This is a genomic window from Undibacterium sp. GW821-FHT07F11 (genome assembly GCF_059418665.1).
The window spans coordinates 1-14,386 of record NZ_JBWKQH010000009.1 but is presented as its reverse complement, the minus strand read 5'-3'; the positions used below and the strand labels follow the sequence as shown (position 1 = coordinate 14,386).

The 14,386-nt window shown below is 49.8% G+C and carries 9 protein-coding genes; all 9 read right to left on the bottom strand.

Annotated features, from left to right (window positions below):
- Window positions 1-377 precede the first annotated feature (377 nt).
- Window positions 378-1,571 (bottom strand): cellulose synthase complex periplasmic endoglucanase BcsZ, encoded by a 1,194-nt coding sequence (bcsZ, locus tag AC07OI_RS21405; RefSeq protein WP_495258646.1) that lies wholly within the window; start codon window positions 1,569-1,571, stop codon window positions 378-380.
- Between the two features lie 70 nt (window positions 1,572-1,641).
- On the bottom strand, window positions 1,642-2,436 hold the full coding sequence (gene fabI, locus AC07OI_RS21400) for an enoyl-ACP reductase FabI (RefSeq protein WP_110257315.1): 795 nt from the start codon (window positions 2,434-2,436) through the stop codon (window positions 1,642-1,644).
- Between the two features lie 333 nt (window positions 2,437-2,769).
- The gene (locus AC07OI_RS21395) at window positions 2,770-4,092 is read right to left on the bottom strand and encodes a metallopeptidase TldD-related protein (protein WP_495258645.1); all 1,323 of its coding nucleotides are present in this window, start codon (window positions 4,090-4,092) and stop codon (window positions 2,770-2,772) included.
- The gene (locus tag AC07OI_RS21390; RefSeq protein WP_495258644.1) at window positions 4,092-5,465 is read right to left on the bottom strand and encodes a TldD/PmbA family protein; all 1,374 of its coding nucleotides are present in this window, start codon (window positions 5,463-5,465) and stop codon (window positions 4,092-4,094) included. The genes AC07OI_RS21395 and AC07OI_RS21390 overlap by 1 nt, the downstream gene beginning before the upstream one ends.
- Window positions 5,466-5,699: 234 nt before the next feature.
- Complete coding sequence (locus tag AC07OI_RS21385) at window positions 5,700-7,400, bottom strand: ABC transporter ATP-binding protein (protein WP_492708778.1); 1,701 nt, start codon at window positions 7,398-7,400, stop codon at window positions 5,700-5,702.
- Between the two features lie 9 nt (window positions 7,401-7,409).
- A complete protein-coding gene (locus AC07OI_RS21380) occupies window positions 7,410-8,525 on the bottom strand; it encodes an ABC transporter permease (RefSeq protein ID WP_495258643.1) in 1,116 nt (371 codons plus the stop codon).
- 9 nt (window positions 8,526-8,534) lie between these two features.
- Window positions 8,535-9,473, bottom strand: a complete 939-nt coding sequence (locus AC07OI_RS21375) for an ABC transporter permease (RefSeq protein ID WP_423008417.1) — start codon at window positions 9,471-9,473, stop codon at window positions 8,535-8,537.
- A gap of 51 nt (window positions 9,474-9,524) precedes the next feature.
- Window positions 9,525-11,357 carry an ABC transporter substrate-binding protein gene (locus AC07OI_RS21370; RefSeq protein ID WP_495258642.1) on the bottom strand — a complete coding sequence of 611 codons (1,833 nt, stop codon included), beginning with the start codon at window positions 11,355-11,357 and terminating at the stop codon, window positions 9,525-9,527.
- 76 nt (window positions 11,358-11,433) lie between these two features.
- Complete coding sequence (locus AC07OI_RS21365; protein WP_495258641.1) at window positions 11,434-13,218, bottom strand: ABC transporter substrate-binding protein; 1,785 nt, start codon at window positions 13,216-13,218, stop codon at window positions 11,434-11,436.
- Window positions 13,219-14,386: the final 1,168 nt, after the last annotated feature.

Sequence of the window (14,386 nt, the reverse complement as noted above, 5' to 3'; positions counted from 1 at the left end):
AATGCCAAGCTCACCGACGATAGGGCCAGTTTGCAGCATGTTTTGCCGGAACGTTGCTTCTGTCCCAGTATAAATTAGCGCGTTGCTAACGAACGCGCGCAACAATGCAGCGCCAACCAAACGAAATGAACACAGAAAATCCAACAAGGGACGACAATGAAATTTCGGCACAAAAGCTTTGCGCCGGGATGATGTCTATGGATTACTACCAGACATGCGAGGCGGGAGGGCTTTTACATGCACCATCCTGAGGATGTGCACAGGCTTGCGATGCTACTTGGTTCTGCGCCGAAATTTATATTGCAGCGCAAAAAACGAAACTATACAGGATTTTTCAGGAAAAAGCAGCCTGTTTCGAAGAAAATCTTGCACTAGCCTCAAAATAAACGCCAGCAAAAGTGCTGCCAGTAAAAGTCTGCTTCCCCTCGTGCGTCAAAACGGAAGCGTTTTTCCTGCCAGCCCAGCGCAAACAAGGAAAGCACCTGATCATAGTAGGCATCTGCCTTGATGGGCTGTGCCTGCAGGCGTAACTGCTGTTGCACTATGGTTTTTTGTACTCCTTGTGCGTGCAGGAAGGGCAGTAGTGCTGCGCTAAAGCCGCTGGAGCCAGTGCCATTGATCTCACCCGTCAGGATGTCGATATATTCTGGTGGATAGCCTTTGTTATCCACCAGCTGGGCCATGGGGCGCAGCAACTTCAGCAAATTTGCGCGTTCCGCATCCTGGTTTGCCATCATGCCAGCCCACAGATAAACACGGATGGCATTGTATGCACCCTGGCCCTTTTCTACACCCTGGGTATCAGGGAGGAAACCTTTTTGCGCATCATAAATGATCCAGTCGGCGGCATAACCCTTGGGGGCGCTGCCAGCAATCAGACGCATCGCCGGGGTAATCATGCGCTTCCAGCGTTCATCGCTTTCTCTTTGTTCAAACCAGCGCAGCAAGGGCAGGGGCAGGTAGCTGGCGTTGAGTTTCCATTGATTGTTTGGCAGATTGAAGCCGGTCGGTGCTGGTAACAAGCTTAAGCCCAGTCCAGGCAGTTCTGCCGTTTCTTCATTCAATATTCTTTGTGCCAGCAGACTGGACAGGGCGGCGTAACGCTTTTCTTTCCAGACTTCTCCGGCTACACCCAGGCTATAAGCTATCCACAGGTCTGCATCCGATGCAGGATTTTTATCGATGACGCCCCAGCTATTGTCTTCGCGCTGACCCCATTGCCAGGCCGGCAGACGCGCAGTCAGGTCGCCTGCAGCCAGGTTATTCTCTGTCCAGGTCAGGATGCGTTGAAATGCGGCTTTGTCGTTCGCACTCAGGGCAAAGAACAGGGCATAAGCCTGGCCTTCTGATGTTGTTGGTTTGCGCGTACCGCTATGGTCGATCACGCGGCCATCGTCAGCGACAAAAGCTTTTTTGAATTGTTCCCAGGCTGGCCACGGGTCATTGCAGGATGCTGCCAGTGCATTGCCTGAATGTAGAGGGAGCAGGCTGAATATCAGCAGCAATAAAGTGCGTGCAAGACGGAAAGTGCTGTGTGGGATATTGGGCATGGTGGAGAGTGCTTCATTCATGCCAATAGTATAAGGCTAGTACGGGATACCTGTGCAAGCATCCCGTACCATCTTTTAAATCCTGGACTGCTTACTTGTCGTAAGAGTCTGCATTCAAGCCCATGACATGCGAGAAGCCGCCATCGACGTAAGTGATTTCGCCAGTAATACCATTTGCCAGTGGTGACAGCAGGAAGGCAGCAGTATTACCCACGTCTTCGATAGTCACGTTACGGCGCAGTGGTGCGTGCTCGGCAACAAAGCCCAGCAGTTTGCCAAAGTCCTTGATGCCACTGGCCGCCAGGGTTTTGATAGGGCCGGCAGAGATACCATTGACGCGTATGCCTTTTTTGCCCAGGTGTTCTGCCAGGTAGCGTACCGATGCTTCCAGCGATGCCTTGGCCATGCCCATGGTGTTGTAATGCGGGATGGCGCGGATAGCACCCAGGTAAGACAAAGTCAGCAAGGCAGAATCTTCGCGCAGCAGTGGCAGCGCAGCTTTTGCCATTGCCGGGAAACTGTAAGCAGAAATGTCATGCGCAATGCGGAAAGCTTCGCGGGAGAAACCATCGAGGAACTCGCCGGCAATCGCTTCACGCGGCGCAAAGCCGATAGCATGAACCAGGCCATCAAGTTTGTCCCAGGATTTGCCCAGATCGGCAAATACCGCTTCAATTTGTTCGTCGCTGGCGACGTCGCAATCAAAGATCAGTTTGCTATCAAATTCAGCAGCAAAATCAGTAATCCTGTCTTTGAAACGTTCGCCTACATAGGTAAATGCCAGTTCAGCGCCTTCGCGTTTGCATGCCTGGGCGATGCCGTAAGCGATGGAACGGTTGGACAGCAAACCGGTGATCAGAATTTTTTTGCCTTGCAGAAATGCCATGTTGACTCCAGATATGACCGCAATATGCTAAAGACGCTCAGTAAAAAGTTTGTCTATAGCTTTGTTTATTGCGCTGTGGGTTTTTATAACTTGTTGTTTCTACACCAGATTTTGTTCCTGATGTGGAATGCTTAAATTGCAGCCTTTTCCGCAACAGGTCGGAATTGTAGTTGCTCTCACCGAAACGGGCAAATGCTAAGTTCGCTAATGCTTATCTGCGCTAAAGATGATGTGTACTTATCATCATAGAGACTATATGGAAAAATGCAGTATTTTGCATGAATGCGTTGCAACATCGCTTTTCATGACCCCAAAATGCTGCATATTGCCATGCTAAAGGACGAAGCGCATTTCCTTCAATAGCGCTCCAGGTAACACCGCACCACCCGTATGCCGTTCACCATAAGAGCGGTCATCCATGATGACTTCGGTTTCCTGGCTTAGTGCCAGCAAGTTTTCACCCAATATCCTGAACAGGGAATCATCAAAGCGCATGACATTCAAGGGGGCGATTATCTCGCCATGTTCTACCCAAAAACTGGCAAAGCGTGTCATGCCGGTGATGCGACAGGTAGCACGATCAGAAAAATTCAGGTACCAGAGATTGGAGATATAGATACCCGTACCCAGTTCTTTAAGTATGTCGGCATTTGCCAGCGTACCTGCGCGCATGATCAGGGATTTTGCTGACTCATCCTCCGGTGCACCGTTGGCCATCAAACCAAACTCCTTGGCGCTACGCGGTGAAATCATGCTGCCACTTAGCTTGCCAGCTTGTATCAGGGGTATGACGTCAGGCTTGAGATAGCCTTGTGCCTGGAAGCCTGGTTCAAGGCCTGCACGGCTGTCTTCCGTAATATCCACCATGGCATGCATGCTGGCTTCGCCTGATTGCAAGCGACGCAGACAGCTATGTCGGGTGCGCAAAGACTTTTCGGACAGACCGCCCCAGTTCAGCATCATGATCAATTCATTCAATGCCGTTGGGCTCAGATAAGCCCGGTAATTGCCTGCCGCAACGGTGACAGGTGGTCGCGCCAGCAAGGCCAGCTTTTCGCGGGCATCGGCAAATTTCTTCAGGAATTCAACCTCATCCCAATTGAAGCCTGCGTAGTTGGATTTGACAGCCTTGTCTGTTGAATGAAACAAGCTCCAGTCAAAATTGACATTGCTGGTTTCATACCAGTTGCGCTGACCATAAGAGTTGGCAAAGCCGCGATATTGCGTACCTGTGGTCAGCAAGCCCACCATGTCCACATCTTTTGCAGCAGCCAGTATCTGTTCCAGCATGCTGGCTATTGGTGGCAGGGAAGAAGGCAGGATTTGTATGCTGTTGTTAACGTCAGTGGCAAGCATGAGGTGCGGATCTGCTGGCAAATCTGGTAGTTGCGCACGCAAATCTTCAATCGCGGCATTGATTGTGGGTAAATCCATTTCCTTGTTGCCGCTGAGATTGAAGCTCATTGCAGCATGGGTTTGCCCCTGTATCAATTGCAGGTTCAGTATCAGTTGTAAGACATGGCCAGGCTGGCGTATGGCACTGTGATTAAAGCGCACGAAATCGCTGGATTCTGCCGACAACCAGGTGGTGCTGGTTTCATTTGCTGCCAGTTGCGTTTCTATGTGTGCTGCCAGAGATAAAAAATAATCTTGCATCAGGCTTCGCCTCCAAATACTTCCACCTGATCGAACAGGCAGGCAGGTGAAGCGTGACCCACGCGTATCACCTGGGAGGGCTCACCTTTGCCACAGAAGGGGGTACCCATGACAGCCAGGGTGGATGCATCCCCCACCATTTTCAGCGAACGCCAGAAGCTTTCTGATATACCGCGATAATTGGGATTCTTGACCAGCTCCTGCAATTTGCCATTGCGTATCATTTGTCCAAATTCACAGCCGAACTGGAATTTATTGCGGGAGTCGTCGATGGACCAGGACACATTGGTGTTCATCAGTACGCCATACTCGACGCTGGCTATCATTTCATCCAGACTGCTACTGCCTGCTTCGATATTCAGGTTGGCCATGCGGTCTATGGCCGGGCGGTTCCAGTCGCAGGCGCGTGAATTGGCGACACCTGCCATGCCAGCGCGAGCCTGGGAAAGCGCGCTGCCCAAAGGTTTTTCCAGTATGCCGTTTTTGATGATCCAGGTTTTTTCTGCGGTACTGCCATCATCATCCCAGCCAAAGCTGGCAAATTGCTCTGCGCGGCTGGGGTCATAGGTGACATTGAGTAATTCAGAACCATACTGGAAATGACCGAACATGTCGGGCGTGACAAAGCTGGTGCCAGCGAAATTGCGCTCGTCACCCAAGATGCGGTCCAGTTCCAGCGGGTGACCTATGGATTCATGAATTTGCAGCATCATCTGTTCTGGCATTAGCAGCAAATCCATGCGGCCACTGGGGCAGTTGGCTGCATGCAATAGTGCCAATGCTTCCTCTGCAACGCGTTTGCCTGCGCCATGAAAACCGGATTGCTGCAAAACTTCCATGCCGCCCTGGCGGCAAAAACCATTGTATTGTCCACCCAGGCTACGGGTCTGGGTTTCTAGTCCTTCATTGGCGGTGACGCTGAGATTAGGGATGAGGTAATTAAATTGTTGGTGTACGTCTGCACCTGCGCTGCTGATAAATAGTTGCTCGGTTTGCGTCACGCCTATGGATGCACTCCAGTCCACAATCTTGTTGCTGAAATGCGATGCGGCAGATTCCTGCATCAGCAAGGCGATCAGGTCTTTTCTCGGCCATATTGTGGCAAGGGGACTCTGGTATTGGCCAACTACTGTCGCTTGCTGGATTTTGCTGAAATCGGTTACTGTTTTTCCGGCACTGAGTCTGGCCCAGTGTAAGGCATGCTGCATTGCGGTATTCAATCCATTGCGGGATAAATCGCTGGTTGCGGCATAGCCATAGCCACCGTCATGAATGACAGTCAGCATTGCGCCATGGCTACGTGCATTACGCAAGGGTTGCAATACATTCTGTCTGACCAGCAATTCTTCACTTCGCTCATCCACGATGCGCATGGAACAAAAATCCACAGCGGGCATTAATTCCCTGAATAAACTTCTTAATGCTTCCAATCCTGGCTCCAGTGAATTTGCTGCATATGGGATATGCAGGAGATTGTGCCTGTTTCGTCACGCCGCAGGCTAATGCCATCTTGCCAGTGTTTGCAGGATTGGTCAAAAATATAAGTGTAAGGGGATTTTTCAAACAGGGGAGTGCGAACCGGCAGACAGCCGGTTCGCGGGTACAGCTTAGTGTTGCAAGCCTTTTGGTATGGCGTTCAGCAAAGTCCTGGTGTATGCCTGAGTCGGGTTCAGATACAGATCATCTGAATTCGCCAGTTCAACGACCTTACCTTTATTCATCACCATGACCTGATCGGCAATATATTTGACCACGGCCAGATCATGCGAAATGAAGATGTAGGACAGACCAAATTCTTCCTGCAAGTCTTGCAGCAGATTCAATACCTGGGCCTGCACAGATACGTCCAGTGCTGATACCGATTCATCACAGACCAGCACTTCCGGTTTCATCGTCAGGCAGCGTGCAATCGCGATGCGCTGACGTTGACCACCAGAAAATTCATGTGGGTAACGGTGGAAGGCGATAGTAGGCAAGCCAACCTTTTCCAGCAATTGATAAGCCATGGCAGAACGCTCGCTGTCATTGGCACCAATATTATGGATGTGCATGGGCTCCATCAAAATCTGCCCAACGGTAAAACGCGGGTTCAGCGATGCATACGGATTCTGGAAAATAATTTGTATGCGGCGTTTGTAATGATGGAATTCTTTGTTCGACATGGACAAGATGTCCTTGCCTTCAAACAGGGCCTGGCCAGAGGTCGCCTGATGCAGGCGCATCAGTGTCAGGCCAACCGTGGTCTTGCCTGAGCCAGATTCACCAACGACGCCCAGGGTTTTGCCACGTGCCAGTTTGAAAGAAACACCTTCAACAGCCTTGAATTCTTTTTTGCCAAAGAAACCTTCGCGGGAGTAAAAGCTCTTGCCCAGATCCTTGACTTCCAGCACGATTTCTTCGCTGCCATTGAGGCCACGCGGGCGCTGTTTTTGATCAACCAGAGCGCCGTTATTGTTCATGAAGTCAGCAATCACCGGCAGGCGCCATGGTCGTGTATCCAGGGTAGGGCGGCAGTGCAATAGCGCCTGGGTATAGGTATCTTTCGGGCTTTCAAAGATTTGTTCTACCGTACCCGCTTCGCGGATTTCGCCATTGCGCATGACAATGACATGGTCGGCAATTTCACCGACCAGTGCCAGGTCATGGGTGATGAACAACACTGACATCTTATGCTTGATACGCAGAGCGTCAATCAGATCGATGATTTGTTTTTGTATGGTGACGTCGAGAGCTGTAGTCGGTTCATCAGCAATCAGCAATTTGGGTTCGCAGGCAATCGCCATCGCGATCATGACCCTTTGCTGCTGCCCGCCAGACATCTGGCTGGGGTAGGCATCGATCTTGTTTTTTGGATCGGGGATGCCGACTTCTTCCAGCAATTCTATAGAACGCTTGCGGGCTTGTTTGGCATCCATACCCATGTGCAGGCGCAAGACTTCGCCTATCTGGAAGCCAACGGTGAACACCGGGTTGAGCGATGTCATCGGCTCCTGGAAGATCATGGAAATTTCCTTGCCGCACAGATCGCGTCTTTCAGCGATGCTGAGTTCCAGCAGGCTGCGGCCTTCAAAAATGATCTTGCTGTCAGCAGCAATACTGGATGTATCTGGTGGCAGCAAGCCCATGACGGCGAGTGAGCTGACTGACTTGCCACTGCCTGATTCACCGACCAGGGCAACGGTGGAATTACGTGGTATTTCAAAGGAAATACCCTTGACGGTTTCCACGCTATCCTTTTTATTGACGCGGAAAGACACACGCAGGTTTTCTACTTTCAGCAAAGCTTGATTTGGGTTTTCTTGACTCATGATCTGTCCTTATTTCAACTTAGGGTCAAGCGCATCGCGCAAGGCATCGGTGAACAATGAGAAGGCTGTCACCAGCACGGCCATCGCTGCGGTTGCGGCAACCAGTTGCCACCATTTACCCAAAATCAATTCATTCTGTGCTTCATTGAGCATGCTGCCCCACGACACGACGCCAACCGGCACGCCAAAGCCCAGGAAGCTCAGGATAACTTCGGATTTGATAAAGCCAACAACAAGGATAGATACCTGAACCAGCGCCACATGGCTGACATTCGGGAAAATATGCACAAACATCTTGCGCCAGTGCGAAGCACCGATGGCATCTGCTGCCCACACGTATTCACGCGCCTTGTGCTTCATGTATTCAGCACGGATCAGTCGGAATGGACCGGTCCAGCCAGTGAAAGCCAGGATCAGGATGATGGTGGTCACGCCTTTTTGCTGCAATACAGCCGCCACTGACAATATCAACAGCAGATAAGGGATGGAAGTGAAGATGCTGTAGAACCAGTTAAAGAAATCATCAACTTTGCCGCCAAAGTAACCGGCCAGTGCACCAAACATGGTACCCAGCAGGGTCGCCAGGAAAGCCGCGACCAGACCAACAACGATGGAAGTTTCTGCACCCTTGATGGTTTTCTTGATGATGTCATGCCCCCATTTGTCAGCACCAAAGGGCAGGGTAGTCAGGCGTTCGCCCACGACGGCCTTGCCGGACTTGGCCAGCTCAGCGCGGATTTCTGCCATTTCCTTTGCCAGCGGGTCAGGGATGCCGTAATCATTGACGATGACGGCCTGGTCAGCATCTGGTTGCTTGCGCAACTCACGGATGATGTCCGCCAAAGGGTCGAGTGGATTCTCTGGCGGTGGTGCTTCAGCTTCTGCTTTGGCGACTGTACCCGTATCTGCCCCCACAAAAGTAGGCGGCGCATAGCTGACACCGCTTTCCTGCTCCCAGTCAGAGGCGATGACACCGGCTGCGGACAGCAGCAGAGTAATTAAAAAGGCAGCCACGATGCCCATGGCAATCATGGCGACCTTGTCAGCGCGTAAACGCCGCCAGGCCAATGCCCACAGCCCTGGTGAAACTGTTTGTACAGTTGGATTTGTGATAGTCGTGCTCATGAATGATCCTTATTTCAACTGTACGCGTGGATCAACCGCCTGGTACAGCAGATCGGTCAACAAATTAAAAAACATGGTCGCTGCAGCGACATACACGGTGATCGCTTTGATCACGGGGAAGTCACTGCGTTCCACCGCCAGTATTACTTCACGGCCTATGCCAGGGATAGAAAAGAAACGCTCGATCAGGAAGGCACCAATCAGCAAGGCTGGCAGGTTGGACATGACGTGGGTGATGATAGGTATCGATGCATTGCGCAAGACGTGCACCCATTTCACGCGGCTTTCGCTGACGCCTTTGGCGCGTGCAGTGCGCACATAATCCTGGTTGACTTCATCCAGCACAAAGGTGCGGAACAGGCGAAGGTTAGGTGCCACGCCTACGGCCAGCGCAATCAGGATAGGCAGAGCAGAGTACTTGAACAGGTTTTCAGCAAAATGATTGCCCCAGCCCTGTACCGGGAACATACCCAGTTTATAGGCAAAGAAATACTGACCAACGATAATGTAGACCAGGATACTGACCGACATGCCGACCGTACAGGCAATCATCACAGAACGGTCAGTGAATGAGCCGCGTTTGAAGGCTATTGCCAGTGCCAGCGCAATTGCAATCAGGGTTTCGATAATTGTGAGTGGTATCAAGACAGTCAGCGAAGGGCCGAGACGTGTGCCTATGATGGATGATACGGCTTCACCAGTACTCCAGCTATTGCCAAAGTTGAAGGTGACGATCTGCTTGATGAAAATCCATAGCTGTACATAGTAAGGCTGGTCTATACCCAACTGGGTGCGGATGTTGGCAATCTGTTCGGCATTCGACATCTTGCCTGCCAGGATGTAGGCCGGGTCGCCACCTACCCAGTTGAACAGGAAAAACACCAGCAGGATGACACCCAGCATCGTTGGTGCCATCTGCCATAAGCGGCGCAGTATATAAGCGGTCATGTTTGTCTCTCGGTTTTCAAATTTCAGTTAGTCTGCGGCTCATTTTTTTGTCTATTTGTTCTTGTCAATGTCTATCTGCATCCATTCTATATGCATGATGGGATGTTTTTTATGACCTATCACACGTGGCTGTGACAGCATCATGCGATGGCGGGCATAGCCCAGGCGTTGCGCTGCATACAGTTCCATGATGCGTGTCATCTTGTGGTACAGCAGATCGCGCTCTGGCCCCGGTGCCAGTTTTTGTGATTGTTCATACAGCTTGTCGTACTCGGGGATGGTGACGCAGCCATTATTATTCATGTGGATGTTTTTACCGTAAAACAGCTGCATGAAATTATCACCATCGGGATAGTCTGCTATCCATGGTGAAATGCGTTGCATCAACTGGCACTGCTTTTCAGCTTTGAGGATTTCAGCAAAGGGACGGAATTCTGCACGCATTCTGATGCCTATGCCGTCGTAGGATTTTTTCCAGACTTCAGCCTGTAAATGGCCGCGTGATTCGGTTTGGGCAGTGTGGACAATTTCCAGTGGACTGCCATCGGGCATGGTGCGATAACCATCTTTGCCTTTTTTATAGCCGAACTTATCCAGCAAGGCATTGGCAGCGGCGGGATTATATTGAATGCTGCTTTTGTAGTTGGGGTCATGTCCTACTACGCCAGGGGGAATAGGGTATTGCAACGGTATCGCGTGACCATTATCGACGATGCGTATTTCTTCTTCTACATTGTGTGCCATGGCCATGGCGCGGCGCAGGGCGACTTTCTCCTTGCTCAAACCACCAAATACCGGGTCTTGCATATTCCAGTAATAGATAGTCAGCTCAGGGTCGACGATGCGCGACATCTGTATACCGCGTTTGACAAATTCAGGTTTCAAATCAGGGCCGTTCAATACCTGGGGTGCCAGGCCGCCGTATAACTGGAACAGATCAATTTCATCTTTCTGGAATGCCAGCAGGCGCGACTGATCTTCCAAAATCACATTGACGACAACGCGCCCGATTTGCGGCATGCGCTTACCTTTCATGGCAGCGATGATTTTCTGGTCATTTGGGTCAGCGCTGGCCTGGAAATCCCATATCGTCGTATGGAAGTCAGGGTTGGCATCCAGTATCATTTTGGAGCCACGTACCCACTCAGTCAGTTTGAACGGGCCAGTACCTACCGGGTTTGCCATGGCAGCACCCTGTACATCCTGGTATTTTTCTATGACCTCGCGTGCAACGGCAGACATGGCGGTGTAGGCCAATATCATGGGCAAGTTAAAGTCCGGGCGCGTCAGGTGTATGCGCAAGGTATATTTATCGATAACTTCCAGTCCGGGTACTTTGGCTGAATAATCAAACTTGCCGGATTTTTTTGCCTGTGCCGCCAGTTGATCCAGACCCGCGATCTTGTCCTCAAGCAGCCAGACGTGGGTGGAAGCGATTTTCGGGTCCATGATGCGCTTGAACGAGTACACATAGTCATCGACCGTCAGTTCACGTTTTTTACCATTGAAAGCTGCATCAGCGGTGAAGTAAATACCTTTCTTCAGCTTGATAGTATAGGTTTTACCATCGGCAGAAATCTCTGGCATGCCATCGGCTGTTTCGGGAATAATTTTCGCCGGGCTCGCCAGGTAGTCATAAGTAAACAAACGCTCAAAAATCGCCTCATTGATGGCGTTAGAGTATAAGTCACGGGTCGCGGCGGGATCAAAGCCGGTTTCAGCAACCGGGAAGATGGTGCGCAATACTTTTTCCGGATCAGCAAATTCAGGTTTGGCGGCATGTGCCTGCAAGGGCAGGGTAGATGACATCAGACCGGCAAGTGCCAGGCATATCGCCATGCCTGTTCTGGTCAGCTTGTGCTGAAACGGATGAGTGGACTTCATTAACAAATTCTCCTGCTATTTTTGTGCGGTGATAATAAATAGAGCGTAGACTCAGTCTGATACTGTTGAGTTCAGCTTAATGCTTTTCTACATCAATAAACGCCCAGTCTGAATGCAAGATGGGATGTTTTTTATAACCAGTGATCCAGGGGCGATATAGCCAGCTGCGAATGCGGGAGGTATGTACTATCCATGGTGTATCAGCTTCCACCTGACGGTTCATCTGCGCATACACTTTATTGCGCTCGTCACCAAGAGGCAGGGATACCGCTTTGCGGAATAGTGCATCATAGGCGGGTGATTCATAACAGGCATGGTTGCCAGCGCCTGCTTTGGGGCCGTACAACAATTGCAGGAAGTTTTCACCATCAGGGAAGTCGGCATTCCAGGCACCGCCCCACATATTTAACTTGCAGGCCGAGGCAGCTTTCAGATTGTCCGCAAAATTACTGACTGGGAATTCGATACGTAGCCCGATTCTGTCAAGACCGCGCTTGTAAATTTCGGCTTGCACTTTATAGATGGCGGCTGGCTCCACGGTTTTTTTGAGGACAAGCGGGCTGCCGTCAGGATTATTTCTGTAGCCATCCGGGCCACGCTTGTAGCCAAAGTGATCGAGTAATTTGTTGGCCAGCTTGATATCGTAGGCGAGACTGCTGCGGTAGGAGGGGTCATAGCCGACTATATCTTTGGGAATGATCATCTCTGAGCGTACGGCTTGCCCCAGTCGCATCTGGGCGATTTCGTCTTCATAGCTATAGGCCATGCCTACGGCGCGGCGCAGGGCAATTTTTTCCTTGGTGTAGCCGCCGACCACGTGGTCGCGCATATTGAAAATTGTGAAGGTGATACCTGCGTCAGTAACTCTGTCCATCTTGATGCCCTGGTCTTTTAACTCAGGTTTGAGTGCTATACCGTCCAGTGCTGCTGTTGCCGCGCTTTGCGGCAGCTTATCAATATCAAGTTGCGAATCCTGAAACGCCAGCCAGCGTGATTGTTCTTCTTCTATGATGCTGATATCGACTTTGCCAACCTGGGGCATTTTTTTGCCCTTCATTTGCTTGACGATTTCTTCATCGCGGGCGCTGCCAGTCGATTTAAAATCCCAGGTGTAGCCACGGTACTCTGGATTGGCGGTCAGCACGATTTTGCTGCGGGGCAGATACTTTTCAATCATGTACGGGCCAGTGCCGACTGGATGCAGGCCGGTCTGGTCGCCATAGGCCTCTATCACTTCTCGTGCTACAGCGCCAAAACCGCCGTAGGCGACGACATACAGAAAATTGTAGTCCGTTGCTGTCAGCTCTATTCTTAACGTGTATTTGTCAATAGCCTTCAGGCCGGCAACCGGTGCATCATAGTCAAATTTGCCAGATTTTTTTGCCTTGGCAGCGACATCATTCAGGCCAACAATTTTGCCTTCTATAAAGCTGGCATTGGGTGAGCGGTTGACTGGATCCAGCACGCGCTTGAAAGTGTAAACATAGTCGTGCGCGGTCAGTTCATGTTTTTTACCCTTGAAAGCAGGGTCAGGTGCGAAGTAAATGCCGGGTCTGATCTTGAAAGTAAAAACTTTTCCCTGCTCGGTTACTTCTGGCATTGCCTCTGCCGCAAGAGGCAAGAGGCGGGCAGGGCGTGCCAGATAATCATAGCTAAGCAAGGGTTCAAAGATTGCTTCACTGACCCAGCCAGAATAGAAGTTCTGGGTTTTTGCCATATCGAAGCCATCATCGGCAGCTTCAAAGGCTTGCCTGACTATTTTATTGAGGTCTGCAGGATTAGCTGCTTGAGCCATCTGCGAGGAAAATGAAGCCAGCAGCATGGTGAAAATGCAAGCAACTCCCTGGTGACGCATGAACATTTTTAAACCTCATCATCTGGTAACGCAAATTGGCTCTATTTCGCGCTGTTAAGCATGGATCAGGCCCGCTTAGCAAAGCGCTTTGATTCAATGGCCAAATCCTGGAAGAAACACTATCTGAATAGATTAATTTACATATTGCAGGTGCAAATTAATTTTGCTCACGATTTATCAGGCAGCTTCTTTCGCTTAAGTTTCAAAAAGCCGTAACCATAACGCAAGAGCCGTATCGATGGGGAATGGAAAGAAATTTTTATTTCATGCTGGATTGCTGCAGTGTGACAATTCTTTTCAATTTCGTTTTTTTGAGTGCATTTTGGCAATGATTGCGCATTATTAAGGGGATTGTGATGTTGCCATGCACCATCGTAGTGCGGTATTTCAACGCAACTTTAGATAGTTTGATGCTTGAAAAAAGCCTCAAAAAAAATTTAATTCTGACGAGTGGCAGTATGGGCAAATTTCTCAATGTAATGAAGTGTAAAAAAAGCTGCAGTGGAATTATTTATGCTGCATAGCACAAGAAATTAGGTTTCCTTTACGGGTGTTTTTTTGGCAAAATGCGCCATGTTGTTTTTTTGACGGAGTGGCAGCTAAAGCACTTGACAGTTTCCAAGCATAAGTGGTTTTATGCGCCTTCGGAAAAAAATCTGACGGCTAAATTTACATTTTCCCTATGGTAAGTTGGTGCTTTTTTACATAGGAAGTATTGATAGTCGATCTGAGCCATGTGTAATGACTGTAGTGCTGTGCTTTGCAGCAAGTAATAGTAGATTTTCTGCTCTGATATCGGTGATAGCGCTACTTGTGAGTCTATGAATCTGGTAATGGAAATGGATCATATTTTTTATTACTTGATCAATTGCAGATGCCGGCAGTAGAAACTGGTACTTTGGTTGCAGGCAAAATTAAATAAGTCAGTTTTAGGAAAAACCTCGATTTATATTTTGATGAGTCTGCAGCTTATGAATTTATAAGTGGTTTTGTATCGGTATGGTTTTTTATTGATACACAGCATTTATAATCACTTTTTTGTTTGAGTTGTTTTGACTTGCGTCAGACAGTTGACCTTGTGGTAGTGGAGGAGCAGTAATGGATTTTTCAAATCGCCAGCAAGAGCCGGGGAAGAAGTTTATAGGCTTAGGGCTGGTTATCGCATTTCACGTAC

Coding starts and splice junctions, on each gene's coding strand:
- AC07OI_RS21390 (WP_495258644.1), bottom strand. CDS start 5,465: ATGCGCATCGTGGATGAGCGAAGTGAAGAATTGCTGGTCAGACAGAAT.
- bcsZ (WP_495258646.1), bottom strand. CDS start 1,571: ATGAATGAAGCACTCTCCACCATGCCCAATATCCCACACAGCACTTTC.
- AC07OI_RS21375 (WP_423008417.1), bottom strand. CDS start 9,473: ATGACCGCTTATATACTGCGCCGCTTATGGCAGATGGCACCAACGATG.
- fabI (WP_110257315.1), bottom strand. CDS start 2,436: ATGGCATTTCTGCAAGGCAAAAAAATTCTGATCACCGGTTTGCTGTCC.
- AC07OI_RS21395 (WP_495258645.1), bottom strand. CDS start 4,092: ATGCAAGATTATTTTTTATCTCTGGCAGCACACATAGAAACGCAACTG.
- AC07OI_RS21365 (WP_495258641.1), bottom strand. CDS start 13,218: ATGTTCATGCGTCACCAGGGAGTTGCTTGCATTTTCACCATGCTGCTG.
- AC07OI_RS21380 (WP_495258643.1), bottom strand. CDS start 8,525: ATGAGCACGACTATCACAAATCCAACTGTACAAACAGTTTCACCAGGG.
- AC07OI_RS21385 (WP_492708778.1), bottom strand. CDS start 7,400: ATGAGTCAAGAAAACCCAAATCAAGCTTTGCTGAAAGTAGAAAACCTG.
- AC07OI_RS21370 (WP_495258642.1), bottom strand. CDS start 11,357: ATGAAGTCCACTCATCCGTTTCAGCACAAGCTGACCAGAACAGGCATG.